Source organism: Gordonia sp. SID5947 (assembly GCF_009862785.1).
Taxonomy (GTDB): domain Bacteria; phylum Actinomycetota; class Actinomycetes; order Mycobacteriales; family Mycobacteriaceae; genus Gordonia.
This window is the reverse complement of the sequence record NZ_WWHU01000001.1, coordinates 2982053-3007809: the sequence shown is the minus strand read 5'-3', so window position 1 is coordinate 3007809 and position 25757 is coordinate 2982053. Positions and strand designations below refer to the sequence as shown.

Sequence of the window (25757 nt, the reverse complement as noted above, 5' to 3'; positions counted from 1 at the left end):
ACGGGGTTCACGATTCCTCCTCGAGGTACGGCCTCGGGCCGAGAGCATGCACCTGGTCGACGAACCACGGGCTGAACACCCATGGAGTGCGTTGCGCGGATTCCCAGACGTCGTCGATCGGCGCCCACACCATGTCCATCACCTCGGCCGGGTTCGGTTGGGGGGTCCCGACCGGGTGCGCCCGGAAGACCGGGCAGATCTCGTTCTCCACCACCCCGCCGGCGTCGACCGCCCGGTAGCGGAACTCGGGGAGTGCCGGGACGACGTCGGTGATGTCGAGGCCCAATTCGCGCGGTGCGTAGCGTCGGACCGCGTCCTCGATGTCCTCGCCGGGACGCGGATGGCCACAGAACGAGTTGGTCCAGACACCGGGCCACGTGGTCTTCGACAATGCCCGGCGGGTCATCAGAATACGGCCGCCGGAGTCGATGAGATGGCAGGAGAACGCCAGGTGAAGAGGGGTGTGCGGGCCGTGGACGGTGCCTCGCGGTGCCGTGCCGTCCGGTCGCCCGTCGGCGTCGATGAGCACGACGAGGTCGTCGGTCATGTGAGTGCCTCCCTTCGCCGGCTCCATGACGTAGGAGCCCGGCAGGTGTCCGGACACGGGTTGTTCGTCACCGACGCCGAAGTGGATGGATCCCTGACGGAGACGATCACCGGATGCCGGTTGTCGAGCACGGCGACACTCATCCGGCGATGAGCGGCCACAGTCCGTCGGCGCCGGCGTCGCGGGCGGCATCGGCGACGATCTGTTCCCATTCGTGGACCGACCCGAACTCCGAGCGCCACGCGAGTGCGGGCAGCGTGACCTCGTGCAGTGGGTGCTCGTGCGTCGTCCCGATGGCGCCGTGGACCTGATGGGCGTGGCGGACCACCGTGGACGTCGCGCGTCCGGTGCACGAGCGCGCCACGGCGACGAGAAACTTCAGATTGGGTGCGGACCAATCCGATCGCACGGCTGCGGTGAGAGCGGACTCCGTCGTGGCTCGGGCCAGTGAGGTCTCGGCGGCGATGTCGGCGACGAGGTTCGTGACGGCCTGGAATCGGGCGAGCGGCCGACCGAACTGCTCACGCTCCACGGCGTGCCTGCCGGTGAGGTCGAGGGTGCGTTCGAGCGCGGCGCAGGTCTGGACGGCGCGTGCCACCGCGCCGCGCAACCGGAATCGTTCGATGACTGTTGTACCGACCTCGGTGCCGGCGAGCGAATCAAGCCGCGCGACAACAGCATCCCGGGGCTCACCGGCCACGTTGGCGCCTGCGGTGATGTCCAGATCCGAGACGTCGACGTCCGCGACCCGGTAGGTGTCTCCGGACGGCCAGGCGACGACGACTCGCTCCGCGCCCGCGGCCCAGCCGACATCTCGTGCCGTTCCGTGCGGGTCGACGACACATGCCGACCGACGCGCATCGTCGACGGGGAGACCTGCCTCGGTCAGCAACCAACATGCCAGCAGGTCATGCTCCACGATCGGTGTGCGAACCCCGTGCGCGGCCGCGGCGCGCAGCAGTGCTGCCGCTGCGAACCAATCGGCGCCACTACCGCCGCTCTCCTCGTCGCCGGTGAGACGGGCGAGCCCGAGGTCGGAGAGTTGTTGCCACAGATCCTCATCCCAGGCGCCGGGATCGCGGTCCGTGGAGGCGGCGGTGCGCGTGCGTTCCCGGTGCGCGGCGAAGACCGCAGCCAGCAGGTCTGTGAGTTCGCGGTCGACCTCGGTGCCGGCGCTCATCGCAGCCCCAGTCCGCGGGCGATCACTCCGCGCAACACCTCGTTGGTCCCGCCGCGCAGCGTGAATCCCGGGCGCTGCACGACGGCGGCGTCCACCATCCGGCGATGTTCGGCGAGGACAGGATCGGCGTGGTCGCTGAGCACATCGGCCCAGTCGGCGATATCACCCTCGGTGGTGGTACCCAGCACCTTGACGACCGCGGCAGCGGTGTCGGCGGGCTCGCGCCGGGCGAGCGCGCCGGCTACGGCCGTCGACATCTGATGCAGTCCGGCGACCCGCGCGACGTAGCGGCCGAGATCGGGGTGCCGGGGCAGGGTCCCCCCGGACATCTGTTCGGCCGTTTCGGCCAGCAGCGGGAACGTCGACAGAAACCGTTCGGGCCCGCTGCGTTCGAAGGCCAGCTCCGACGTGACCTGGCTCCACCCCTCGCCGAGGGTGCCGAACAGCTTCGACTCGGGGACGAACACGTCGTCGAGGATCACTTCATTGAAGTGATGTCGACCATCCATCGACCGGATCGGGCGGATGTCGACACCGGAGCGATCCAGATCGACGATGAACTGGCTCAGCCCGCGATGTCGATGGGAGGTGTCGAGGGGCTCGGAACGGGTGAGGCAGATGAACGCTTCAGCGAGATGGGCGCCGGAGGTCCACACCTTGGTCCCGGTGATGGACCACCCGCCGTCGACCCGGGTCGCCCTGGTACGGACGCTGGCCAGATCGGAACCCGAGTCGGGTTCGCTCATCCCGATGGCGAAGTAGCAGGTGCCGGCGGCGATCCTCGGGAGATAGTCGCGCTTCTGTTCCTCGGTCCCGTACTTCAGCAGCGACGGGACGATCTGGCGGTCGGCGATCCAATGAGCCGCGACCGGTGCGCCCGCGGCCAGGAGTTCCTCGGTCACGACGAAACGCTGAGTGGCGTCGAGGCCGTGGCCGCCGTACTCGACCGGCACGGTCATCCCGAGCCATCCACGTTCGGCCAGCGCGCGGGTGAAGTCTTCGTCCCAGCCCGTCAGCCAGCTGTCGACGTCGCGGTCGATCCGTCCGGCAGCACGCTGCTCGTCGACGAACTCCCGGACCTCGACGCGTAGCGCGTGATGTTCGGCGGGGTCGTCGATGATCGGCGGGACCAGACGCGGATCGGGCATGACCTGCACGATAACCGGTGTGGGCTGGTGCGGTGGTGGGGGTCTCGATACGCGACTCACTTCGTTGGCCGCCACTCGACCAGCGGTTGGGTGTGACCCGGCCGGTCGTTCGCCGTCACTCGACCAGCGGTTGGTGGTTGGGTGGAGCATGGATGCACCCGACATGAAAGGTGGGCGATGAACGGACGGACGATCGCGACAGCCGCACTGGGTCAGTTCAAGAAGGCGCGGGTGGCCTATCTCAAACTACGCGGGCAGACGCCGGACAGTGTCGCCGAACAGCGGGTCGCGGCCGGCACCTCGTGGGACGAGTTCTGTGACACCCTGAAGTCGGCAGGTGCGGCGATCGTCTTCCCCGGAACGCCCACCGACCCGCTGACCCAGGCCGAGGGCTACCGCTACCTGAGCAGATTGACGCGGGCGGGACTCGAGGCCTTCGTGGAGTACGCCGATCCACAGGCTCCGGTGTTGCGCCGGATGATCCACGAAACCGCCAAGATGGGATCCGACAACCCGGACAATCACTATCTCAACGCCACGATCGACGGCACGCTCGACTACCGCATCACCGGCACCCGCGGCACCGTCGACTACCTCGGATTCGGAACCCAGGAAGGCAATTACGGCGAGGGCGGTCAGATGCCGACCACCGGCTACGTGGAGGCCGCAGACCTCGACATCGGGCCCGACGGTCGATTCGAACTCGTCCTGAGCGCCACCGAACACGAAGGGAACTGGTTGTCGATGTCCCCGGCGACGGGGCTGCTCATCGTCCGGCAGACCTTTGCCGACCGTGCCAACGAGGTGCCGGCCGATCTGCACATCGAACTGCTCGACGGCTCGGCATCACCCGCGCCGTTGACACCGGCGCAGCTCGACGCCGGGCTCGGCAAGGCGAGCCTGCTCGTTGCCGGCGCGTCGATGCTGTTCGCAAAATGGGCACGCGACTTCCAGAAGCACACCAACGAGCTGCCGATGTTCGATCCCGAACGCTCCACCAAGGCCGGTGGTGATCCGAACATCATCTACTACCACAGCTATTGGCGGCTCGGACCCGACGAGGCGTTGGTCATCGAGAGCGAGATCCCGGACTGCGACGGGTGGAACTTCCAGCTCGACAACCACTGGATGGAGTCCCTCGACTATCGGTATCACCAGGTGCACGTCAACAAGCACACCGCGGCATACCGTCCCGACGGCACCGTGCGGATCATCGTCGCGCATCGGGATCCGGGACAGCCCAACTGGATCGACACCACCGGCCACGACTGCGGCGGTATGACCTTCCGCTGGATCCGCGCGTCGACCCATCCGCAACCTCGGACCAGGGTCGTGACGACCGCCGAACTGGCACAGCTGGATTGAGTCCGATCGTGACAACGCGATGACCTCCACGTTCGAGCCATTCCGGCGCCGGCCCGTCCGGGCGATCAACCGCGTCGGATCGATGCTCGACCACCGTGGCGTCTCGATCGCCGACCTCTCGGCCGACGCGCTCCGGCGACGCGCCGTGGCGGCGACGGGGCTGCCATGGACCGCCGACGAGCAGGCCGACGAGGCGCTCGAGGTGCTGTGCCGGTCGATCATCGACGAATCACAGCTGAGCACCTTCGGTTCCCTCGTGATCCACGCCAGGTTGCACGGAATCCTCACCACCCGGCTGCGTGTCGCGGAGCTGTTGCGACAGCGACCCGAGATCGCCGACATCGCCATCGAGCCGCCCATCGTGATCGCCGGACTGCAACGTAGCGGAACCACGATGCTGCACCGCATCATCGCCGCCGATCCAGACGTGCGGGCCGTCGGATCGTGGGAGGTCCTCCACCTGCTACCCCGTCGCAGGGAGAAGCCCGGCTCGCCGACGATGCGCATCGCGCAGACCAAGATGGCCGAACTGGCCCTGCGCTACCTCAACCCGCGGTTCTTCGCGATCCACGCGGTGGAGGCCGACGGTCCAGAGGAAGACGTTCTGCTGCAGGAGTATTCGATGCTCTCGCAGGTACCCGAGGCGATGCTGTCGGTGCCGTCGTACGCGAATTGGCTGCAGAGTCAGGACATGCACGGTTCCTACCGGTACCTTCGTACACTTCTGCAGGTTCTCCATGACCAGAACCCGCAACCGCGCTGGGTGCTCAAGACGCCGGCGCATCTCGAACACCTCGACACGCTGCTCGACGTCTTCCCGGATGCGGTGATCGTGCAAACCCATCGAGATCCGCTGCGAACCACCGCGTCGTTCTCCAGCATGCTGGCCCATGGACATTCGATGTTCAGTGACCACGTGGATGCCGAAGAGGTTGCGCGGCACTGGCTGGTGCGCAACGGCACGATGGTCGACCGCGCACTCGACGTCCGCGCGGTACAGCCGGCTGCCTTCGTCGACGTGTATTACGACGATCTCGTCGAGGACCCGATTGCGCAGGTGCATCGCATCTACACTGCGGCCGGGCTGACCCTGACCGCCGGCATACGTGCCCGGATGGAGGAGCACCGCGCCGGCCACGCCCAGCACGCCCACGGTGTGCACGCCTATCAGTTGGCGGATTTCGGCCTCACCGAGGCAGAGGTGAATGCCGTGTACGCGCGTTATCGCTCGGCGTTCGACTTCTGACCGCGGTTTGGTAGCAGTAGTCCGCGGTGGGCGCGGACTACTGCTACGAAATCGGGGAGGTGGTGCCGGTCAGCTTCTCCGCCTTCGCCCACAGTCGTGCGGCGGCATCGAAATCACATGCAGCCGTGGATCGTCCGAACAGGACAGGTTGACCACGCAGCCCCCAGATGCCGTCGACGCCGACGTAGCTGCCCGGCGCGATCGGCTCGGTCAGGCAGTAGAGGGTGGTCTGTGCACCGGCGTCGACGTCGTTGGCGAAACGTGATGCCGCGCCCTGCACGAGCTTGTGGGCGATCCCCAGGTGGGGTTTGTTGGAGATGTTGGACGCCACCCACCCGGGCGTCGTGAGCATCATGCTGATCGGTGAACCGACCGCGCGCAGTCGCCTGTCGAGTTCGAGTCCCCACAACATCACTGCGAGTTTCGAACGCGCATACGATCGCGGTGGGGTCCAGCGGGTCCGGATGAGATCGAGATCTTCCGGGTCGATTTCTCTGGCTCCTCGATGCGCATCCGAGGCGACCGACACGATCTGCCGTTCGATGCGTGGGAGGAGCAGATTGGTCAGTGCGAACGGACCGAGGAAGTTGGTCCCGATACCCAACTCGAAGCCGTCGGCGGTGCGGCGGTGCTGGTGCGGGAAGACGCCGGCGTTGTTGATGAGGTAATCGATCGGGCCGTCGAGAGCGTCCGCGAACGCCCGAACCGAGGCAAGATCGGCGAGGTCGAGTGGCAAGACCTCACAGTCTCCGCCGAACTCGCGGGCTCGTTGCTCGCCCAGCTCGACGTTGCGTGCGGCGAGCACCACCCGGAGACCTGCCTGCGCCAACGCCCGTGCGGTTGCCATCCCGAGTCCGTTGGTCGCGCCGGTGACCACCGCGCGTCGCCCGGCCAGAGCTGTGAGTCGGTCATCCATGCCACGAGGGTAGGGGAGGTGCGATCAGAAGAGGCGTGCCTCGCGGACCTCGGCCGGCTCCTCGAGTTCCAACAGCTGCCGTTTGCGTTCGAGTCCGCCGCCGAAGCCGGTGAGCGAACCGTCGGCGCCGATCACGCGATGGCAGGGGATGATGACGCCGATCGGATTCTGTCCGACGGCGCGGCCCACCCGGCGGGCGAGCGCTGGGTCGCCGAGACCTGTGGCGACGTCGCCGTAGCTGACCGTGGTTCCGAACGGGATCTCACGAAGCGCTGCCCACACCCGCTCCTGGAAATCGTCGCCCTCGGTGCGTAGTGGGAGGTCGAAACTGACGCGCGTGCCCTCGAGGTACTCGCCCACCTGCTGGGCTGCCCGCCCGAGCAATGGGTCGTCGCCAGGCGCGACGGGATCGCCCAGCGTCGAGGTGTCAGTCGGCGGGAAGTGGCAGCCGACGACCTGGTCCCCGTCGGCGACCAGGGTCAGACCACCGATCACCGTGGCGATGGTCGCGTGACGTCGAGTACCCATCGGTTCTCCTCGGTCGGGTACGACCACCGTACGACGGCGCACCGACAATTGGATGGGTCGGCGACCGTTGTCCCGGATGAGACGAATTGATAGAATTGTCTCATGTCTGTGACCTCGGAGGCTGCTGCCGCCTCGACACGACCGCCGCGGCGTCATCGGGCGGCGGAGGAGCGCGGACGCCGGATGGGCAAGCTCCTCCGGATGTACTGGCGTCTTGCCGAGCCGTCCCGGGACGATCTCGCACTCCTGGGTCGGCGGCTGATGATGCGCGATGAGAAGGCGGCCGCCTTGGTCGCGGCGATGAGGCTGCCGAAGGACGATCCGGGCCGGGTCTCGATGGGCCAGTTCCAGGAGGCACTGGAACGAGGTGTGAGTGACGCGAGTCCGGCGGCTTTGCGCACGTTCTTCGCCATGGTGGAGGACACACCGTCCTGGGTCGATCGAGAGCTGTGCGAACGTGGGGCCGCGGTGTTCCGCCGCTTCGGACAGAACGCCAACGACGTACTCCTGCAACTCTCGCTGATCGGTGGCTACCGTTTCGGTGGGCCGGTCGACCTGCTCGCCGAAACGGGCGGACTGTCGGGCAACAGCACACGGCGTCGGCTCGGGGAGACCCAGACCTGGGCGATCGCCGTCGGGCAGCCGGGCGGGATGCACCGAAACGGTGACGGCTGGAAGCTCACCGTGCACGTCCGCCTGATGCATGCGCTCGTCAACGAGGCCTTCGAACGAAACGGCCGATGGGACAGTACAGAGTGGGGCCTGCCCATCAACCAAACCGACCTGGCGTCCACCCTCAATCTCTTCAGCGGAGCCTTGATGATGGGCGTGCGTGCGCTCGGGGTGCCGATCTCGAAGGACGACTCGCGCGCGCTGATGCATCTGTGGAAATACGCGGGTTGGCTCATCGGCGTCGATGACGACTGGTTGTTCGACGAGGAACGTGACCAGCATCAGCTGAGCTACGCGATCCTGTTGTCGCAGAGTGACGTGACCGATGCGGGAGCCCAACTGGCGAACGCGCTCGTCGAGGTCCAGAGCGAGCTGCACTATCGGTACGCACACGAGTTGTCTGCGCGCTACACCCGCGAGCGGCTGCTCAGCATGCTGGAAGGCTTCCTCGGCAGTCACGGGATGCGCGATCTCCGTCTGCCACAACGTGTGCCGTGGGCCTTCGGCGCCGCGTGGGTCCGGAACACGGTCAGCTACCGGGTCATCGGACGTACCTCAGTCGGCCCCCGCTATCTCGAATGGCGCGGTCGAACAGCACGGGAGCGCGCCATGTTCCGGCATTTCGGTGCGGACGCCGCCGAGATCGGTGTGTTGCCGGTGGGCAAGCACGGCTGAGGCGCTCAGCCGTCGACTGCCGGGTCAGACGTGGTCGGAAGATGACCGACAGCGATGTTGCGCGCACTTGTGGAGCGGTGCAGGGCGGCGACCTCGGCATCGACCCGGCCGAGATGACGAGACGAGATGTCGGCGTACTGCTTGTCCATGATGCGAGACGCCAGAACAGGTTTGAGCCAGTTGGTCACCGAGACCCACCGCGGTACATAGATGCGACGGCTACGCTGAGCCAGCCCGTTCGTGATGGCGGCAGCGCAGTGATCGACGGAGATGATCGCGCGTACCGCCGCGGGAAGTTCGTCGAGCGCGGCGAAGAAGGACGGTAGGTCTGCGGCGACCTCCCGGACGAGTGTTGTGTCGATGACCATCATGTGGGCGCTACCCACCGCGACGCCACGATGCGCGACCTCGGCGCGCAACGAGGTGGCCAGATGATCGATCGCTGCCTTGCTCGCGTTGTACGGTGACTGGCCGATCAACGGGATGAAGGCTGCGGCGGAGGACACGATGAGGACGTATCCCTTGCGTTCGATCACCGATGGCAGCGCGGCTCGAAAGGTGTTGAAGACACCCGTGACGTTGACGTCGACCACCCGCGCGAAAACCGCCGGATCCACCTGCAGCAGCGAACCGTATGACGCGATGCCGGCGTTGGCGAGAACAAGATCGATCCCACCGAATCGCGCGACACCGAGTTCCACCGCGGCGCGCACCTGCTCGAAATCGGTGACGTCCACGCGATGCGCCACCGCGTGGTCGGGTCCGATCTCGTCCGCGAGCTCGCGCAGCGGTGTCTCGTCGATGTCGAGCAGGATGAGGTCCGTGCCGCGCTCGGACAGCATCAGTGCCGTGGCCCGGCCGATGCCCCGCGCCGCGCCGGTCACCAGCGCGACCTTCCCGTCCAACGAGGCGGCATCGGTGGATGATGAACGTCGCATGCGCAGTCTGGGCATGGTTTCGGACTCCTCGCGCAGGACGTCGGACCGTGTCAGTATGCGCTTCGGTGCACCGCTGTACATGCATCGTCGGGTCGCACGGAGTGGGAGAAGGACTGTCAGCAAAAGGAGGCGGGCACGGGGCGGGACGCAACAGGTGCGGGAAGCCCGGCGTGGCGGCCACCGCCGCTCGTCAGCGCGCGTTCCAATCGAGCGGTGAATGCGGCGGGAGGCCGGACGGGATTGGTGCCGCAGACGCTGTCGGCCGGCTCGCTCGGCACGACCGGGACGACATGACTCGGGTGTCCGGCGTCGAGGACGACGACACTGCCTGGTGAGCATCCGACGACGCCGAGCGTGACGGCGCCGGTGATCGCCGCGATCCGACGGCTGAGATGACCCCGCCGAGCCGTTGCCGCGCGACGAGATCTCGCGACCGGGGGCGGATCGTCGGCGTCCATGATCGAACGCTAAGACCGCCGAGCGCGCGTGCCACGCGTAGCCCGGTACCCGACCTCGCACGATCGGGTACTCAGCCGTGGACCGGGCTACTCGCCCCGTGCAGCGGCTGCCGGCCGGTCGAACCTCGTACCCGCCGGCCGCGGCGCTAGCTGGTGCTCTCCGCCAGCCGCCGGAGGAGGTCGGCGAGTTGTCGGACGTCCTCGGGGTCCCATCGCGACAACTGGTCCCGCCAGTCGGCGAGGGCGGTGAGCGCGACGTCGTTGAACCGGGAACGCCCACTCTCGGTCAACGCCACGAGTCGGGCGCGCGCGTCATCCGGGTCGGGATGCCGCTCGACCAGGCCGAGGCGCACCACCGAGTCGATCTGACGTGTCAGCGTCGACTTCTCCAGCGCGAGCTCGCCGAGCAGATCCGACATCGGTAGTGCGTCGTGGCGAGAGAGCAGCACGAGGATCGGGTAACACACCGGATCGAGTTTCGGGTGGATCGCGCGGGCGCGCTCACGGATCTTGATGCGGCCGCGACGCCAGATGTCGACGAGCTCGGCCTCCAGGTCGGTGATCGGATCCGGGCCCATCGTCGCAGTCGAACCTTCCCCCTCGATGCGGTCGGCCATGGCCGACTGTGCTCCGACAGAGTACCGACATGCGCGGGCGGCATCCGGCTGTCCGCCGATTCGTGGCGGAACATCGGGGCCGCCGACGGCGTTGGAGTCACCGTGTCCGCCGTCCGAGAGCTGCGGACGGAGAGGACTGCCTGCCATGACCGTGACGGTCGACATCTGGACCGACATCAACTGCCCCTTCTGCTACCTGGGAAAGCGACGTTTTGAGGAGGCTCTCCGGGAGTTCCCGCAGCGAGACGGCGTCACGGTGGTGCATCGCTCGTTCGAGCTCGACCCCACCTTGGCCCCGGGGACCAGCGCGCCCGTCGTCGAGCACATCGCGCAGAAGTACGGGATCTCGGTGGAGCAGGCGGCGGCGAATGAGCGGGGCATCGCCGCCCAGGCCGGCGAACTGGGTCTGGCTTATCGAACACAGGGCCGCGACTTCGGCAGCAGTTTCGACATGCATCGCCTCCTTCACCACGCGCTTGCCGAAGATCGGCAGGACGCGTTGCTCGATGCTCTGTATGCGGCGAACTTCGCCGACGAGGAGCCGGCGTTCGGAGATCGTGAGCGGTTGGTGGAGATCGCGGTCCGGGCGGGACTCGACGAGGTACGGGTGCGTGCGATCCTCGACGACCCCGAGGCTTATGCGGACGCCGTCCGCCGGGACGAGAACGAGGCCGCCGCCATCGGCGCAACCGGCGTGCCGTTCTTCGTGTTCGGTGGCAAATATGCGGTGTCGGGTGCGCAACCGTCCGAAACGTTCGCCCGGGCATTGCAACTCGTATGGGACGAGCAACTGGTCCCGATCGGGGTCGAATCTGCCGACACCTGCGGCCCCGACGGGTGTGCCGTTCCGGACGCCGACGTTCCGCGCGCCGGCAGCGGCGACTGACTTCTCACCGAAACCGGCTTCTCGGACCCCTTCACAACCAGCGTGGCCGACGCTGGACGGAATCCCTGCGGATCACCCACCCCCCTCCTACAGTTGTGTGAGTCCACAACACCGAACAGGTCGGGTAAGGGGTCGCCGTCATGTCCACGCCAGGCTCCGCCGTGAAGGGCGCCGCATCCGCGGGGTTGAAAGAACTCACCATTCGCGGGATCGTCCTCGGCGGGCTGATCACCTTGGTGTTCACAGCCGCGAACGTCTATCTCGGTCTGAAGGTGGGTCTGACCTTCGCCACCGCCATTCCGGCGGCCGTCATCTCGATGAGCCTGCTGCGGTACTTCGCCGATCATTCCGTCGTCGAGAACAACATCGTGCAGACGATCGCGTCGGCGGCGGGAACCCTGTCGGCGATCATCTTCGTCCTGCCCGGACTCATCATGATCGGCTGGTGGACAGGCTTTCCGTATTGGACGACCGTGGCGGTGTGTCTCATCGGCGGCATTCTCGGCGTGATGTACTCGATCCCCCTCAGACGTGCCCTGGTGACCGGCTCCGACCTGCCATATCCAGAGGGTGCGGCGGCGGCCGAGGTCCTGAAGGTCGGTGACACCGCGCAGGGTGCCGAGGAGAACCGGCGCGGTCTGCGGGTCATCGTGGTGGGAAGTGTTGTCTCCGCGATCTTCTCGTTGCTCACCCAGACCAAGCTGATAGCCGGGACCATCTCGGGTTTCGCGCGTATCGGCCAGGGCGGGACGATGTTCGGCGCCGGGTTGCTGTTCTCGCTGATCGGTGTCGGCCATCTGGTCGGCATCACGGTGGGCATCTCGATGCTGATCGGCCTGATCATCTCCTTCGGTGTGCTGCTGCCGATCCGCACCTGGGGCGACCTCCCGGCGACCGGTTCGATCGAAGACGTGGTGAGCGATGCGTTCACCAACGACGTCAGATTCATCGGCGCGGGTGCGATTGCGGTGGCGGCCATCTGGACGCTCATCAAGATCATCGGGCCCATCGCCCGTGGCATTCGGGATGCGATGGTCTCCACGCGTGCGCGCCGCGCAGGAACGACGGTCGACCTCACCGAACAGGACATCCCGGTCACCATCGTCGCCGGGGTGATCCTGGCCTCGCTGATCCCCATCGGTTTCATGTTGTGGGACTTCGCGAGTGGCACGGTGCTGCACGGGAGCGCCGTCGGGATCATCATCGTGAGCATCGCTTTCGTGTTCGTGATCGGTCTTGTCGTCGCCTCCGTCTGCGGATACATGGCCGGGCTGATCGGTTCGTCGAACAGCCCGATCTCCGGGGTCGGGATCGTGGTGGTGCTGGTCGCCGCCGTCCTGATCAAGATCACCTTCGGTTCGGCGGATGACTCACAGTCGACCGCTCTGGTCGCCTACACGCTGTTCACCGCAGCCATAGTCTTCGGCGTCGCGACGATCTCCAACGACAACCTGCAGGACCTCAAGACCGGCCAGCTGGTCGGCGCGACACCGTGGAAGCAGCAGGTGGCGCTGGTCATCGGGGTGGTGTTCGGGTCGGTGGTGATTCCGCCCGTTCTGCAGTTGATGCAGACGGCGTTCGGGTTCGTCGGTGCGCCGGGAGCCGATGAGGATGCCCTCCCCGCCCCGCAGGCCGGCCTGATCTCGTCGCTGGCCGAAGGGGTGTTCGGCGGCGATCTCGACTGGGCGTTGATCGGGGTGGGTGCGCTGATCGGGATCGCGGTCATCGTGGTCGACGAGGTACTGGGCAGGACCACGACCAGACTGCGGGTGCCACCGCTGGCCGTCGGTATGGGTATGTACCTGCCCATGTCGGTCACCCTGGTGATCCCCATCGGTGCCTTCATCGGCCGCGCCTACAACAGATGGGCGGAGCGAACCGGCCGGAATGTGGAGCGCAAGAAGCGGATGGGCGTGCTCCTGGCGACCGGCCTGATCGTCGGCGAGAGCTTGTGGAACGTGGTCTTCGCGGCGATCGTCGCATCAACCGGCAACGACGCCGTGCTCAACCTGCCGTTCATCGGCGACGGGTGGGAGACCGGTTCGGAGATCCTGGGTGTGGTGCTGTTCGTCGCGGTGGTGGCATGGCTCTACAGGTGGACGCGCAGGTGGGCTTCGAAGGAGGAATCGGGGGCCGGCGCAGCCGATGCCCGGACTCCGCTCCGTTGACGGCCTCGCGACGCGGCGGCGTCGAGGCCCCGATGTATTCGTCGTGACCCGCCAGATCCCGTCGTCGTCGCCGAAGCGCAACGACGAGACATCGTGACCGAACCTCACGAGACGGCGCACGTCTCGCTTCTCGACGACGTCCAGGATGTAGTCCTGGATCCCGGCGCCGTCCGCGTAAGCCTGCTCCAGGTCCGCGGTTCGAACGGCCGCCGACCTCGTTACCGCGCTCGAGCACGACGAAGTCGTCGATCCCCCGTTTCGCGGAGTCTGATCGCGGCCCCGATGCCCGAGAACCCGGCACCGATCACCAGCACCGTGAACACGCGGCCAACCGTGTCGTCGTCGCGTGCCGCGTCCGCCGCCGGTATCAGTCGGTGGTCCGATACGTCAGCTCGTGGGACCACGTCGGGCGAGTCGGCCACTTGTCGAGGGGGATCCGGTTGGCGTAATCGATCATCGCCGACTCGATGCGGGACCAGACCGGGTGTCGTTCCATCACCAGCCGCGAGTATCCGCGGACGATCTTGTAGTACCGGTTCGACTCCAGCCGGGGATCGCGTTCGCCTGCCTTGCGATAGCGGTCCATCGCGACCGAGAGCCGATCGCCGTCGAGTCCCATCGCATACAGCTCTTCGCGCATGTTCCCGATGATGGGGAGTGTGGCGATGACACTGCGAAGAGAGACGACCCGCATGCTGTACGCGAGCTTGAACAGTACGAGCGCCGTGCGTCGGGCCCGCGCCCCGGACAGCATCCCCATCACGTGGAAACCCACTGCGAGATGGCGTGATTCGTCGGCGTTGATCTTGTTGAGGACGACCTTCAACAGTGGGTCCTCGACCTCGTCGGTCAAGAACTTCAACAGCGCACCGTCGAGTGCAACCTCCAGCATCGGGATGATGGTGGCTTGATACTCGAACGGCGCGGTGTCGGCCATCTTGTCCATCGTGTCCAGCGAATGCGAGATCATCACACCCGGCAGGGGATCTCCCCCTCCTCGAGGAGATTCCAGCGCTTCATCAGCGCCAGTTCGGCATTGGCGTGCTTCTGCTCCTCGGCGTGGAAGTACCGATAGATCTCCTTGAGTTCCTCGGTCGGTGCGTGCAACGCCAGTCCCGCGAAGGCGCGGGCACCGACATGCTCGATCCACATGAGATCCGACATGAACGCCTTGAGATCGTCCCGCTGGTCATCGCGGATGAGATCCGCGCCGGGCGCATTCCAGTCGATGTCGGTCAACATCCACTGACGGGCTTTGATCGTGGCCAGCGTGTCGGCCAGATTCAGATTCGTCACGAACTGTCCTGTTCTCACGACGTCCGGCTGCGTTCGAGGTAGGCGCGCCGCTGGGCCGGATCGAACGCGCCGTACTCGGCGCCGCCGACGAATCGCTTGAGGCGCCACATGATCCACGGGGGATCACTTCCTCGAAGATCCCCATCGGGGCGAGGTACCGCGGCACCGTCACCTCGCCGCGGGTGTGGTTCGCACTGGCGACGATGGCGGCCGCCACCTGCTCGGGTTGCAGCGTCGGTTGCAGGCGCAGACGCACCCCGGCGGTCAGCTCGGTGTTCGTCGCCGCGGGCATCACCGTCGTGAGGGTCACCCCGGTGCCGGCCAGCTCCGCACGGATCGCCCGGTCCAGCGCGACGACGCCGAACTTCGAGGCGCTGTACGTGGCGATCCCCGGTGTCGTGATCTTTCCCGCCATAGACGACACGTTGACCACGTGTCCGCGTCCACGCCGGATCATGTCCGGCAGCACCAGGTGAGTTCCGGTGAGGACCGCACCGAGGTTGATGGCCAACTCGCGCTGAAGGGCCTCGAGATCTTGATCGACGAAGCGCCCCATGTGCTGGATACCGGCGTTGTTGACGAACATGTCGATCGGACCGCGATCGGACACGGTACCGACGAAGTCCTTGAACGAGGACTCGTCCGTGACGTCGAGATGCAACGCATTGACCCTGCGCCCCAGTGACTTCGCGGTCTCGGTCGCCGCGGCGAGGTCACGATCACCGATCCACACCGTTGCGCCGCGCTCGGCCGCCGCGGCCGCGGCGGCGGCGCCGATTCCCCGCGCGCCCCCGGTGATGCACACCTGGGCGCCGGCCAGCGCGATCACAGCGGGCTGCCCACGGGATGGCGCAACGCGAAATAGGCGATGAGGCGTGGACCGCCGGCGGCGGTGAGCAACAGTGCCCGGCCGAGATACACACCCGGAACCAGTTCGACGATCTCGTCCCGGGTCTTGCGGATGGGAAAGGTACGTACGCCGGGATTCTTGTACTTCGGGACGCCGTAGTCGAGCGCCCGCACCCGGACCCGCGGCTCGATCAGACCCTGGCTCGGGCCGTGATCGAAGTGGAAGCCCTCCATCTCGCGACCGGCCAGGCGGAGTCCGAGGTAGCCGAAGGTGATGATCGGCATGACCACCCCGGCGATCGGGGACAGCCGGTTGAGACCGGTGCCGGCCGAGAGGTCGAAGCTCTTGCCGCGCCAGGTGGGGTCGATCTTCATGAGTGGGTTGGCCAGTCTCGCCTCCGGGATGCCGAAAAGCTTCCCCACGATCAGGCCTTCCAGCTTGCCATCGAGATTCTCCGGTTCCGTACCGGCGCCGAACAACAGGGACAACGCTTCGTGATCCTGTCGATCGCCCAGCTGCCGGACGAAGTCCCACGTGTCGATGCGCGCCCGTCCCGGACTGTGTTCGGCCAGCGCCCGCATCTCGGCCAGTACGCCGAGGGGTGTCTCCGTCTCGTCGTCTCGGACGATGCTCGCGTCTCTCAGTTCCGCACTCATTGAATGTCCTTCGAGGTGATTTGGTTGGTGACGGCGCGAAACGCGGCAGGTCCACCGAGCTGCACACCGGATCAGGTACTTTTGAGTACCAGTTGTACTGGTACAGGACTGTGCCAGATTCGTTGGTGTGCCGTCAACGAAACGGCGCAGTAGTGCCAAGATGTACGGGTGAACGCGACGAGCGCCGACCGCAACTACGGTGGCCGGTCCGCGCCCGAAAGGGCAGCGCGGCGGCGGGCCGCGCTCGTCGACGTCGCTGTCACGGCGATGTCCGAGAGCCGGTGGCGGTCGGCAACCGTGGCCAGCCTGTGCGGCGAGGCGCAGCTCAACAAACGCTACTTCTATGAGAGTTTCGCCGATCTGGACGCGCTGGCCATGGCCGTGATCGACGACATCTCCGCCGAGGTCACCGAGGCGGCTGTCGTCGCGTATGTGGCTGCGCTGCAACGGCCTCAGCCCGAACAGGCACGCCTGGCCGTGGACGCGATCATCGGCGTACTCGGCAACGACTGCCGCAAAGCGCGGGTCCTGCTCGGCGGGGCCGCAGGTACCCCCGCGGTCGACGCACGGCGTACCGACGCCATCGAAGGTCTGACGGGAGTGCTCATCGATCACGCCCGCACCATCCACGACGTGCGTCTCGAAGTCGACTCTCTCGCGCAAACCGCGCCGGCGTTCGTCATCGGCGGTACCGCCCAGGCAATCCTGTCCTGGGCCGAGGGAGCGCTAAAGGTGACCCGGGACCAGCTCGCCGAGGACCTCGCGTCCCTGTGGATGACACTGGGCACGTCTGCCGCCGAGATCGCGCGCGCGCGGTTGGCGGAGCCGCCGGGAACCGTGGACCCGGCCTGAGATCCGGGTGTCAGATGCGCCCGATTCGGACATCCACAGCGCTGAGCGCTTTGTGTGGGTCACCGCAGGTCGCGCTCTCGAGGTGGGCACCCAGCGGCGGTCGTTGATCAGACATCATTCGTGGTCATGACGAGCGGGTTTCCGTCACACAGTCCGTCACGTGACGACTACGTAGATCATCACTGCTCGAATACGCCTCTGCCGCATCCTATTCCGGCGTCGATAAGGCGGAGGTGATGGAAGCCCAACTGGACCACGACCAGCCCGGCCGGCACTGCCGCGGTCACCGCCTGCTGCCAGGTGTCGCCAATCGTCAGTCGGCTCATCGGAGTAGATTGTGCTCGGGCCGACAGTGCGACCTGTGTTCCCCTTCCCCGCCGGTGTCGGAGTTGTCTGCGGGGGTGCCGGGTCGCGCGTCTTCGTGGTCGGCGGCGGGACAGACGAGGAAACTGAGGGTCGAGTCGCTGGCGGGGTGGTGGCTGGAGACTCTGGGGTGGGCGGCGTAGCTGTGGCGGGCGCGGCAACCGCAGCAGGCCGGTGTGGCGAGGCGGCGGCATCGAACGCGCCTTCGCGCGCTTCTGACGTGCCCGGGCCATGTCATCGAGGCCGCCCATCGACACACAGTCCTGGACGAACTTTGCGGTCTTCTCGTAGGCCTCTGCGACGGGCTGCAGTGCCTTCGCTGGCGGATTCTCGCAAGCAATTGCGATCCTCTACGTGCGCCGCTCGACCGAAACAGCTCGAGGAACCGGGGGGCAAACCTGAACAGGAGTGCCTTCAACGGCCCTCGCGAGTCCTCTGAGGCGTACCACGTGCCTGTCCGGCAGCGAGTCGCCGAGCCTCGGGGGTGAGATGTTTCCGCCACCGTGGTTGATGGGGGATCGAGCCGCGGCGTCGTAGGGTGCAATCAGCGATTCCCAATCGAAAGGCGGCACGACCGTGCACCAACCTCTGGACATCAGCACCGACGACGGTGTCTCCGTGTGGACGATCAACCTCCCGGACGTCGGCAATGCCATCACCGGTGCCGATCTCGTCGCCGCGTTCGAGGATGCGGTCGACGCCGCCAATGCCGACACCGACGTCCGGGCGGTGATCCTCACGGGTGCGGGGCACATATTCTCGGCCGGTGGGAACGTCCGGGAGATGGCCGACGAGCAGGGGCTGTTCGGACTCGGCGGTGCGGATCAACGGCACGGCTATGCCGATGGGATACAGCGGATTCCCCGCGCCATGCTGCGTTGCGAGGTTCCGGTGATCGGGGCGGTGAACGGCGCAGCGGTCGGTGCCGGATGTGACCTTGCGATGATGTGCGATCTACGTATCGCGGCCGAATCCGCCTTCTTCGCCGAGAGTTTTGTTCAGATCGGGCTGATCCCCGGAGACGGGGGTTCGTGGTTCCTGCAACGGGCCATCGGATACGAGCGTGCCGCCGAGATGACGTTCACCGGTGATCGTGTCCATGCCGCGACAGCGCTTGAGTGGGGCATGGTGAGCCGGGTGGTGCCCGATGATGAACTCCTTGCTGCAGCAGGGGAATTGGCTGCGCGTATCGCGAAGAATCCGCCCCACGCACTGCGGATGGCCAAGCGCCTGCTGACCGAGTCGCGGACCAGCTCGCTCGACACCGTGCTCAATCTCGCCGCCGCGATGCAGCCACTCGCGCATCAGACGGCCGAGCACAAGGAGCGGGTGGCGAGGTGGTCGAAGCGCTGAGGTGGTCGGGCACCGACCCCTTCGGTTTTCACGTCAGACGCGCGACGGTGTGGTATGACCGAGATCAGGACATCCGGATGAGGTGACAACGGTGATCTTCTACGGCATGAATGTCTCGGCTGACGGCTACATCGTCGATGCCGAGGGCGGCTTCGACTGGACCGAACCGGCCGACGACGTGTTCGCGTACTACATCGGAGTGCAGCGCGACTCCGTGCTCGATGTCTACGGGCGCAACCTGTGGGAGACGATGCAGCCCTGGGTGCAGCCGCCGCCGGAATCGTCGCCCGCCGAGCTGGAGTACGCCGAGGCATGGCAGTCGACACCGCGCCTCGTCGTGTCGACGACGCTGACGGAGGTCGACGGCGCCGAACTCGTCCACACCGTCGACGACGTCACCGATCGTGAGGGTCCGGTACAGGTCGGAGGCGCTGCGCTCGCTGCGTCGATGATCGACCGTATCGAGCAGTTCCTCCCCATGATCCATCCGGTGACGGTGGGCGGTGGCGTGCCGTTCTTTCCGGCCGGCGTGCGGCTGGACCTCGAGCTGGTCGAGACGCGTCGGTTCGACTCGGGGCCCGTCCTACATCGGTACGTTCGCCGGTAGTGCTCACCGATCACGCGGCCGCGCAACGAATTCGGTGGCCGCGGCCGACGCCAGCGCGGCCGCGTCGGCCAGCGCAGTACCGCGCGCGAGATGCCCGGCGAGGGTTCCGGCGAACAGATCTCCCGCACCCGTGGTGTCCACGGCCCGCACCTGTTCCACGTCGATGCGCCGCACGTCGTCTGGTGTCGCCACGACCACACCGTCGGAGCCCAGCGTGATCACCACCGAGCGAGCGCGGTCGACCAGGCGACGAGCGATTTCGGTGGGATCGCCGGTCGAGCCGCCGCCGGCGTAGTACACGGCCTCCCCCTCGTTGAGGATCAACGGGTCCGCAGCGGCGATGACGTGGTCGTCCAATCTGCGGACAGGGCTCGGGTTCAGGATGAACCGGCGCTCGTTCGCGGCGGTCCAGGCCACCGCGGCGGCCGTGACGTCGGGTGGCGATTCGAGTTGTGTGAGAACAATTGTCGGCGCCAATCCGTCCAGACCCGCCTTGACGTGGTCGGCGGTGAGGGCGGCATTGGCCCCGGTCAGGACGACGATCCGATTGTCGCCCGCGTCGTCGACCTCGATGATCGCCCGACCGCTGATCCCGACAGCGTGATGAAGCCGGCTGATCTCGACCGCTCCATCCTGTTGGTTTCGCACCAGCCGCTGTGCCGCGTCGTCGTTGCCGACGGCGCCGATCAGCGCGGTACGTGCCACCCCCGCGGCGGCCAGGGCCTGGTTGCCGCCCTTGCCGCCGGGCCGCTCGGACAGTGAGCGGCCCAGGAGGGTCTCTCCCGTGCGGGGCATCCGACCGACCTGCACGATCACGTCCATGTTCAGGGTCCCGACGACCGCAACATCGATGGCCGAAGACGATTCCATGGTCTCGAGTATGCCCCGACGATCGTCTACTCACGGTAGACCTGGTTTTACAACAATAAACGGCGCCGTCATGCAGCGGTAACACGGCAGGAGTTTCATCAGATCGAACAAAGTCTACTGCTGTTATGTCGGCAGAAGAGTAACCCAAAGGATTCCGGAGGATGCAGATGACCGTGGAGAGCACCGACACCGCGACACCGTTTCTCGTCACCAGCGATGCCTGGCAGAACTTGCCCAAGATGCCCGACGCGGAGTACCCGGGCACCGAGGGATTCATCGGCGACGTCTACGAGAACCCGCAGGGCAGCGTGATGTGCTCCGGCTACTTCGAACTGCGTCACACCGACGACCCGCTGTACTACGAGTACGAGTACGACGAGATGAAGGTGGTTCTCGAAGGCGAGTTCCTGCTGGAGAACAAAGAGACCGGACAGACCGCGGTGGCCAAGGCCAAGGACGCGATCTTCTTCCCCAAGGGGTCGAAGATCCACTTCAGCACACCGAGCTATGCCCTCGCGTTCTATGCCGGGCATCGCGACGCAGATCTCCTCTGAGGACCGATGTCACAGATCTCGGTCTCCAGCATCCCCGTCTGGGCGCGACCAGGGGCGCCGATCGGTGACGACCTGCCCGAGGTGTCGGGCAGGTCGTTCCTGCTCATCGGCGTGGGCGACCCTGCGCTCGTCGAGATCGCGCGATGGAGAGACGCGTTACCGGGCGACGCCGAGCACCGGGTGCTGACCTTCTCCGGACCCGATCGAGCCGCATCCGCGTTGCGGGTGGAGCTGATGGAGGCCCGGGTGGGCATCCGGGTGATCATCGTCGGGCCCGCGGGGGCCGCGCTCGCACTGCGCGGCGTCGCCCACTCGGCGGGGTTGGAAGACGACGAGATCTATGTGACGACAACCGAATTCGGCGACCTCGAGGTCTCGTGCACCCATTGCCGAGCGGTGACCGCGACGCCTGCGGTGGTCGGCGAGGTCGTCGTGTGCGCGGGCTGCGACCGCAATCTGCTCATCTACCACCACGTCTCCCGACGATCCGGCCGGTACCTCGGCTACATGGTCGACGCGGAGACGGCAGTGCCGCCAGGGGAGAACGCATCATGAAGCTGGTCGTCACCTCGGTCGTCGACACCGCGGGAGGGGTCCGCGAGATCACGTTCGCGGCTCCCGACGGCGCCGAGCTTCCCGGGTTCGTGCCCGGGAGCCATCTCGTCGTCACGGCGGGGGAGCGGACGAACGCTTACAGCGTGACGTCTGATGGCGTTGCGCCGACGCACTACTCCATCTCCGTGTTACGCGTCGCGGAGGGCAACGGTGGATCGCGGTGGATGCACGACCGTGTCTCGATCGGCGACGTCATCGATGTCGAATCGCCCCGTAGCGCCTTCGCGCCGGCGGCGCGGGCCGGCAAGCACCTGTTCTTCGCGGGTGGCATCGGCGTCACGCCCATCGTCTCGCACCTGCGGGCCGCCCGCCGCTGGGGACGAGATGTGCAGGTGCTGTACGTGTTCCGTGAAGGGCATGCCGCACACATCGACGACGTCGTCGATCTGGCGGGCCGAGATGCGGAGCTGTTCATCGACCGTGAGTCCTTCGCCATACGACTCGCGCAGGTCCTGGCCGATCAGCCGGTCGGTACCCACATGTACGCGTGTGGCCCGGTCGGCATGATCGACACCGTGGTCGAGTCCGCGGCCGCCCTGGGCTGGCCGCAGTCGAGGATCCACGTCGAGCGTTTCGGTGCGGACGCGCTCGAGGCCGGTGACCGGTTTGCCGTGCGGTTGACCGAATCGTCCGCCACGCTGGACATCCCATCCGGGACCTCGGTACTCGAAGCTCTGGAAGATCACGGGATGTCGATACCCAACCGTTGTCGACAGGGCGTATGCGGTGAATGCCGCCTACCCCTGTCGGGCGGAACCCCGGTCCACCGGGACCTCTACCTCACCGACGAGGAGAAGAGGGCCGGGGACGCGTTCATGCCATGCGTCTCGCGCGCATCCGAAGGATGCACACTGGAGGTACCACTGTGACCCTCGCACTTTCCGGCCCGTCGCTGCCGGCACGGTTTCCGTTTCCTTTCGTCGACGATCGCTACCGGTACAGCACCAACGTCGAGCCGGCGGATCACGTCGTCACCACCGCGATCGGTCAGTGGGGTGAACGGGTCGTCGACATCGACGACGAGTACCACCACGAACTGTCCGAGCGCTCAGCTGTGCTCGACGCGGATGGCACGCGTCATGCAGTGCTGCCGCATATGCGGCCTGCGGCGTGGGACGCGATGCTGACCCTGATGCGCGAGCTCGCGACGAGTTATCCCGACGACTTCGTTCTCCGTGCTGTCGGAGATGAATGGCATTGGGAGAACAGTCTGCTCGGAATCGAGGACACCTTCGTCTACGGAGACGACGCGACGCTTCCCGAGGAACCGTTGCGATACATCTGCGGCCAGATCCAGGAGGATGTGGTGCTGCTCGATCACCGTGCCGGGCAACTCTTCGCAGATGCCGGTGTGGTGACATTCGCGGCCGACTGGAGCTTCGGCTTCGACGTCGGCATGAGCTTCCTGGAGATCCACGGTCCGGTACCGAGGGTCCGCGACGAGGGGGTCATCACCCGTGCGCACGAGTTCCTCAAGCGTCTTCAGCCGCACAGACCGTACCGGCGGACCAACTGGACGTTGACGATCGGACGGCGACTCGACGTCTCCACCGAGCGGTACCCCGAATGGGGTCCGGATCGCGAGATGATCCTGCAGGCCGATGACGCCACCTTCGGCCGACTCGTCCATCTGCGCGTCGAGGTTCAGCACTTGATCCGACTGCCCGATTCGGGCGCGGTGATGTTCCTCATCCGGACCTACATGTTGCCCCTCGATGTCGTTGCCACCGTTGAGCCGTGGCGACGACGTGCGGCCGAGGTGTTGGACGAATTACCTGACGACATGGCCGATTACAAGGGCATCATCAAGTACAAGGACCGGGCCGCGCGATGGCTCCGCGATGCGGTCTCGGCCGAGCGGACCACCGCGGAGGTGCGCAGTGACCACGGCCTGCCCGTGTGGCCGACCACTCCGGACGCGATCGATCCGGCGGGGACGTCGTTCCTGGTGGTGGCGGTCGGCGACGAGGCGGTCGTCGGGGACGTTGCCCATACGTGGGTGTCGACGGCCGAGGCGATCGCTCCGACTCGGCTCCTGGTGCTCGATTCTCTTGACGCCGAGGAAGATCGGTCAGCATTGGTCGCGGCACTGGAATCGTCTCGCACCGGGGTGCGCATCCACATCGTCGGCGGACAGTTCGATGTTCTCACCGCACTCGCACTCGCACGTGAGAAGGGCGCTGTGCCCGAGGAGCTCTCGGCTTTCGCGAGTCACACCCGTGACCTGCCGCTGTACTGCGTGCACTGCCGCGACACCCATCGTGTCGAAGCGGAGGCGGGCGGCGTCGTGGATTGTCCCGGGTGCGGCCGGCGGCTCGAGGTGCACGCGCATCATTCGGCCACGCTGGGAAGCTTTCTCGGCTCCTGGGCGGAGGGCTCCTCGTGACGGTCGTCGACGAACCGATTGTGTCGGCTCATCGTCACCCCGGGTACGACACCGGTCGGCGCGTGATGCGGGTGGTCGATGTGACGCCGTTGACCCCCGCGATCAACCATTATCGGCTGGTCCCGGCGGACGGTGGGCCGCTCACTCCGTTCCGGCCCGGAAGCCATGTGATCGTCACCGCAGGTGAACATCGCAACGCCTACTCACTCGTCGGCGACGGCATGCTTCCGACGGACTACGGGATCTCGGTGTTGCGCCGTGGCGCCGGGGGCGGCTCGGACTGGTTGCACGAGAACGTCGCCGAAGGAGATGTGCTCCATGTCGAGGGTCCGCGATCGATGTTCGGCCCGGTATGGGATCAGCACCATGCGCTTCTGATCGCCGGCGGCATCGGTATCACGCCGATCTTGTCCCATGCGCGTTCCATCGCCCGCCTGGGCGGTACCGCAGACATCGTCTACTCCTACCGGCCGGGCAGCGCGGCGCACCTCACCGACGTGCGGTCGCTCGCCGAGAGTCCGTCGATCACCCTGTTCGAGGTGTCGGGCTCCGACGACACGCGATGGGTGCTCGCCGACCGTCTCGTGCAGCAGCCGCTGGGCACCCACGCCTACGCCTGCGGGCCGGCTGCGCTGCTCGACCTGTACGAGGATGCCGCGTACACGGCGGGATGGGTGGCGTCGCGAGTTCATCTCGAGCGATTCTCGGCGCCTGAACAGGATCCGGGGCAAGCCTTTCAGGTCACGGTGGCGAGCACGGGTGCGGTGATAGAAGTGCCGTCCGGTGTATCGCTGTTACAACGTCTCCTCGATCACGGTGTCCGGGTGGAGAACCTCTGCCGACAGGGTGTCTGCGGAGAGTGTCGTATCGGTGTCCGGTCCGGCGTGATCGACCATCGGGACTTCGTGCTGAGCGTCGACGAGCGGGCGGCCGGCGACACCATGCTGTGCTGTGTCTCCCGCGGCCGGGACATCGAGGTGGACCTGTGAACGTCACTGCCGGATCATCAGCCACCGCGCCGGGCGACATTCTCCCGGGTCCCGCCGATCACCTGGCCAATCTTCCGTGGCCGTTCCCCGACGACCTCGCCGAGTTCCGATACTCCGTCAACGTGGAGCCCGCTCGTGTCCCCCGAGCCACCAGGGCAGGCGAATGGGGGCGACACATCGTCGACCTCGGCGGCGCCGACTACCCGATCATCATGGCCGAGCGGCGACGAATCCTCGACGCGGATCCGCCCCGCGTCAAGGTCCGTCGCGGGATGGAGCCTGCCTGCTGGGATCTGCTGCTCTACTACTTGCGGGATCTGGCCGTCGGCCACCCTGACGTGATGCGGCTGACCGAATACGGCGATGCCCGATTCCATTGGCGCAATGATCTTCTCGAGACCGATCAGTACTTCGTGCTGAACGACGGCGGCTCCCTTCCGCACGGTCCGCTCGACTTCCTGGCGCGTGAGGTGCCCGACGACCTCCTGCTGGTGATCGAGCGGGATGGCCGACTGTACTTCGATGCGGGCGCCGTCACGTTCGCCGCCGCATGGTCGGTGACCTTCGACGTCGGCATGGACATATACGAGATCCATGCGCCCGTCCCGGGTCTGATCCGCGACGGAGTCGTGGCGCGGGCCGAGCAGTTCCTCCGCAGGTTGCCGGCCGACCAGGTCTACCGCAGGGTGAACTGGACCCTGTCGGCATCGGACTCCCCCAAGCTCGACGTGAGTCTCGAGGAGTTGCCGTCGTGGCGTCATGACATCCCACAGATGATCGACGACAACGACTTCGCTCGCGCGCGACTGCGAATCGAGCTCGAGCACTTCATCCGGTTGCCGATGACAGGTGCGGTGACCTTCAACATCCGGACCTTCATGGCATCGCTGGAGGAAGTCCGGCGTATCCCTGCCTGGGCGCAGCAACTCGCGACCGTGATCGAGACGCTGAGCGACCCCATCGCCTCGTACAAGGGCTTCCTCGACTACCGCGACGACGTGGTCGCGTATCTCCGCAGCTGA

At 66.4% G+C, this 25757-nt stretch carries 28 protein-coding genes; 14 read left to right on the top strand and 14 right to left on the bottom strand.

All coding sequences use genetic code 11. The features are described from left to right. Positions 1-7 precede the first annotated feature (7 nt). From idi to GTV32_RS13890, 3 genes are all read right to left on the bottom strand, one after another. Entirely contained in the window at positions 8-547 is a 540-nt protein-coding gene (gene idi, locus GTV32_RS13900) for an isopentenyl-diphosphate Delta-isomerase (protein ID WP_161060819.1), read from the bottom strand. 139 nt (positions 548-686) lie between these two features. Continuing rightward, the gene (locus GTV32_RS13895) at positions 687-1727 is read right to left on the bottom strand and encodes an acyl-CoA dehydrogenase family protein (RefSeq protein WP_161060818.1); all 1041 of its coding nucleotides are present in this window, start codon (positions 1725-1727) and stop codon (positions 687-689) included. After that, the gene (locus GTV32_RS13890; protein ID WP_161060817.1) at positions 1724-2875 is read right to left on the bottom strand and encodes an acyl-CoA dehydrogenase family protein; all 1152 of its coding nucleotides are present in this window, start codon (positions 2873-2875) and stop codon (positions 1724-1726) included. Before GTV32_RS13890 ends, GTV32_RS13895 begins: the two co-directional genes overlap by 4 nt. Before the next feature lie 177 nt (positions 2876-3052). Between GTV32_RS13890 and GTV32_RS13885 the strand changes: the two genes are divergently transcribed. Both GTV32_RS13885 and GTV32_RS13880 read left to right on the top strand, forming a co-directional pair. Continuing rightward, positions 3053-4240 carry a hypothetical protein gene (locus tag GTV32_RS13885; RefSeq protein WP_161060816.1) on the top strand — a complete coding sequence of 396 codons (1188 nt, stop codon included), beginning with the start codon at positions 3053-3055 and terminating at the stop codon, positions 4238-4240. Positions 4241-4259: 19 nt separating this feature from the next. After that, positions 4260-5486 carry a sulfotransferase gene (locus tag GTV32_RS13880; protein ID WP_161060815.1) on the top strand — a complete coding sequence of 409 codons (1227 nt, stop codon included), beginning with the start codon at positions 4260-4262 and terminating at the stop codon, positions 5484-5486. A gap of 43 nt (positions 5487-5529) precedes the next feature. On the opposite strand, the gene GTV32_RS13875 is transcribed toward GTV32_RS13880, so the two are convergent. Together GTV32_RS13875 and GTV32_RS13870 are read right to left on the bottom strand one after the other, a co-directional pair. Next, positions 5530-6402, bottom strand: coding sequence for an SDR family NAD(P)-dependent oxidoreductase (locus GTV32_RS13875; protein ID WP_161060814.1), 873 nt, complete (start codon positions 6400-6402; stop codon positions 5530-5532). Between the two features lie 24 nt (positions 6403-6426). Beyond that, a complete protein-coding gene (locus tag GTV32_RS13870) occupies positions 6427-6930 on the bottom strand; it encodes a methylated-DNA--[protein]-cysteine S-methyltransferase (RefSeq protein WP_161060813.1) in 504 nt (167 codons plus the stop codon). A gap of 102 nt (positions 6931-7032) precedes the next feature. Between GTV32_RS13870 and GTV32_RS13865 the strand changes: the two genes are divergently transcribed. Continuing rightward, complete coding sequence (locus tag GTV32_RS13865; protein ID WP_161060812.1) at positions 7033-8277, top strand: oxygenase MpaB family protein; 1245 nt, start codon at positions 7033-7035, stop codon at positions 8275-8277. A gap of 5 nt (positions 8278-8282) precedes the next feature. Here the strand turns inward: GTV32_RS13865 and GTV32_RS13860 are convergent, their stop codons facing one another. The 3 genes from GTV32_RS13860 to GTV32_RS13850 all read right to left on the bottom strand — a co-directional run bounded on the left by GTV32_RS13860 (position 8283) and on the right by GTV32_RS13850 (position 10437). Beyond that, entirely contained in the window at positions 8283-9230 is a 948-nt protein-coding gene (locus GTV32_RS13860; RefSeq protein ID WP_237421542.1) for an SDR family oxidoreductase, read from the bottom strand. 101 nt (positions 9231-9331) lie between these two features. Next, the gene (locus tag GTV32_RS13855; RefSeq protein ID WP_161060811.1) at positions 9332-9673 is read right to left on the bottom strand and encodes a hypothetical protein; all 342 of its coding nucleotides are present in this window, start codon (positions 9671-9673) and stop codon (positions 9332-9334) included. 146 nt (positions 9674-9819) lie between these two features. Further along, positions 9820-10437: a MarR family winged helix-turn-helix transcriptional regulator gene (locus GTV32_RS13850; RefSeq protein ID WP_343287328.1), complete on the bottom strand. Its 618-nt coding sequence runs from the start codon at positions 10435-10437 to the stop codon at positions 9820-9822. On the opposite strand from GTV32_RS13850, the gene GTV32_RS13845 reads away from it, so the two are divergent. After that, a complete protein-coding gene (locus GTV32_RS13845; protein ID WP_161060810.1) occupies positions 10436-11176 on the top strand; it encodes a DsbA family oxidoreductase in 741 nt (246 codons plus the stop codon). The genes GTV32_RS13850 and GTV32_RS13845 overlap by 2 nt on opposite strands. A gap of 140 nt (positions 11177-11316) precedes the next feature. Beyond that, the gene (locus tag GTV32_RS13840) at positions 11317-13344 is read left to right on the top strand and encodes an oligopeptide transporter, OPT family (protein ID WP_161060809.1); all 2028 of its coding nucleotides are present in this window, start codon (positions 11317-11319) and stop codon (positions 13342-13344) included. A gap of 367 nt (positions 13345-13711) precedes the next feature. Here the strand turns inward: GTV32_RS13840 and GTV32_RS13835 are convergent, their stop codons facing one another. From GTV32_RS13835 to GTV32_RS13820, 4 genes are read right to left on the bottom strand one after another with little or no spacing between them, the layout of a single operon-like run. Continuing rightward, complete coding sequence (locus tag GTV32_RS13835; protein ID WP_161060808.1) at positions 13712-14317, bottom strand: hypothetical protein; 606 nt, start codon at positions 14315-14317, stop codon at positions 13712-13714. Further along, positions 14314-14586, bottom strand: coding sequence for a hypothetical protein (locus GTV32_RS13830; protein ID WP_343287327.1), 273 nt, complete (start codon positions 14584-14586; stop codon positions 14314-14316). The genes GTV32_RS13835 and GTV32_RS13830 overlap by 4 nt, the downstream gene beginning before the upstream one ends. Beyond that, on the bottom strand, positions 14534-15469 hold the full coding sequence (locus GTV32_RS13825) for an SDR family NAD(P)-dependent oxidoreductase (RefSeq protein WP_343287326.1): 936 nt from the start codon (positions 15467-15469) through the stop codon (positions 14534-14536). Before GTV32_RS13825 ends, GTV32_RS13830 begins: the two co-directional genes overlap by 53 nt. Continuing rightward, the gene (locus GTV32_RS13820; protein ID WP_161060806.1) at positions 15466-16146 is read right to left on the bottom strand and encodes a hypothetical protein; all 681 of its coding nucleotides are present in this window, start codon (positions 16144-16146) and stop codon (positions 15466-15468) included. Before GTV32_RS13820 ends, GTV32_RS13825 begins: the two co-directional genes overlap by 4 nt. Before the next feature lie 168 nt (positions 16147-16314). Here GTV32_RS13820 and GTV32_RS13815 point away from each other — a divergent pair, with 168 nt between their 5' ends. Continuing rightward, positions 16315-16998, top strand: coding sequence for a TetR/AcrR family transcriptional regulator (locus GTV32_RS13815; protein ID WP_161060805.1), 684 nt, complete (start codon positions 16315-16317; stop codon positions 16996-16998). Between the two features lie 179 nt (positions 16999-17177). Here GTV32_RS13815 and GTV32_RS13810 read toward each other — a convergent pair whose 3' ends face one another. Then, positions 17178-17324 (bottom strand): hypothetical protein, encoded by a 147-nt coding sequence (locus GTV32_RS13810; protein ID WP_161060804.1) that lies wholly within the window; start codon positions 17322-17324, stop codon positions 17178-17180. A 613-nt stretch (positions 17325-17937) separates the two neighbouring features. Here GTV32_RS13810 and GTV32_RS13805 point away from each other — a divergent pair. Then, positions 17938-18714, top strand: coding sequence for a crotonase/enoyl-CoA hydratase family protein (locus GTV32_RS13805; protein ID WP_161060803.1), 777 nt, complete (start codon positions 17938-17940; stop codon positions 18712-18714). Positions 18715-18796: 82 nt separating this feature from the next. Next, positions 18797-19321 carry a dihydrofolate reductase gene (locus GTV32_RS13800; RefSeq protein ID WP_161060802.1) on the top strand — a complete coding sequence of 175 codons (525 nt, stop codon included), beginning with the start codon at positions 18797-18799 and terminating at the stop codon, positions 19319-19321. Positions 19322-19324: 3 nt separating this feature from the next. On the opposite strand, the gene GTV32_RS13795 is transcribed toward GTV32_RS13800, so the two are convergent. Further along, entirely contained in the window at positions 19325-20191 is an 867-nt protein-coding gene (locus GTV32_RS13795; RefSeq protein ID WP_161060801.1) for a ribokinase, read from the bottom strand. A gap of 167 nt (positions 20192-20358) precedes the next feature. Here GTV32_RS13795 and GTV32_RS13790 point away from each other — a divergent pair, with 167 nt between their 5' ends. From GTV32_RS13790 to GTV32_RS13765, 6 genes are all read left to right on the top strand, one after another. Next, positions 20359-20745 carry an ethanolamine utilization protein gene (locus GTV32_RS13790; protein ID WP_161060800.1) on the top strand — a complete coding sequence of 129 codons (387 nt, stop codon included), beginning with the start codon at positions 20359-20361 and terminating at the stop codon, positions 20743-20745. Between the two features lie 6 nt (positions 20746-20751). Then, positions 20752-21300 carry a dimethylamine monooxygenase subunit DmmA family protein gene (locus GTV32_RS13785; RefSeq protein ID WP_161060799.1) on the top strand — a complete coding sequence of 183 codons (549 nt, stop codon included), beginning with the start codon at positions 20752-20754 and terminating at the stop codon, positions 21298-21300. Next, positions 21297-22229, top strand: coding sequence for a PDR/VanB family oxidoreductase (locus GTV32_RS13780; protein WP_161060798.1), 933 nt, complete (start codon positions 21297-21299; stop codon positions 22227-22229). Before GTV32_RS13785 ends, GTV32_RS13780 begins: the two co-directional genes overlap by 4 nt. Next, positions 22226-23746 (top strand): DUF3445 domain-containing protein, encoded by a 1521-nt coding sequence (locus GTV32_RS13775; RefSeq protein WP_343287325.1) that lies wholly within the window; start codon positions 22226-22228, stop codon positions 23744-23746. Before GTV32_RS13780 ends, GTV32_RS13775 begins: the two co-directional genes overlap by 4 nt. 65 nt (positions 23747-23811) lie before the next feature. Further along, positions 23812-24735 (top strand): PDR/VanB family oxidoreductase, encoded by a 924-nt coding sequence (locus GTV32_RS13770; protein ID WP_161062528.1) that lies wholly within the window; start codon positions 23812-23814, stop codon positions 24733-24735. Beyond that, positions 24732-25757 (top strand): DUF3445 domain-containing protein, encoded by a 1026-nt coding sequence (locus GTV32_RS13765; protein WP_161060796.1) that lies wholly within the window; start codon positions 24732-24734, stop codon positions 25755-25757. The genes GTV32_RS13770 and GTV32_RS13765 overlap by 4 nt, the downstream gene beginning before the upstream one ends.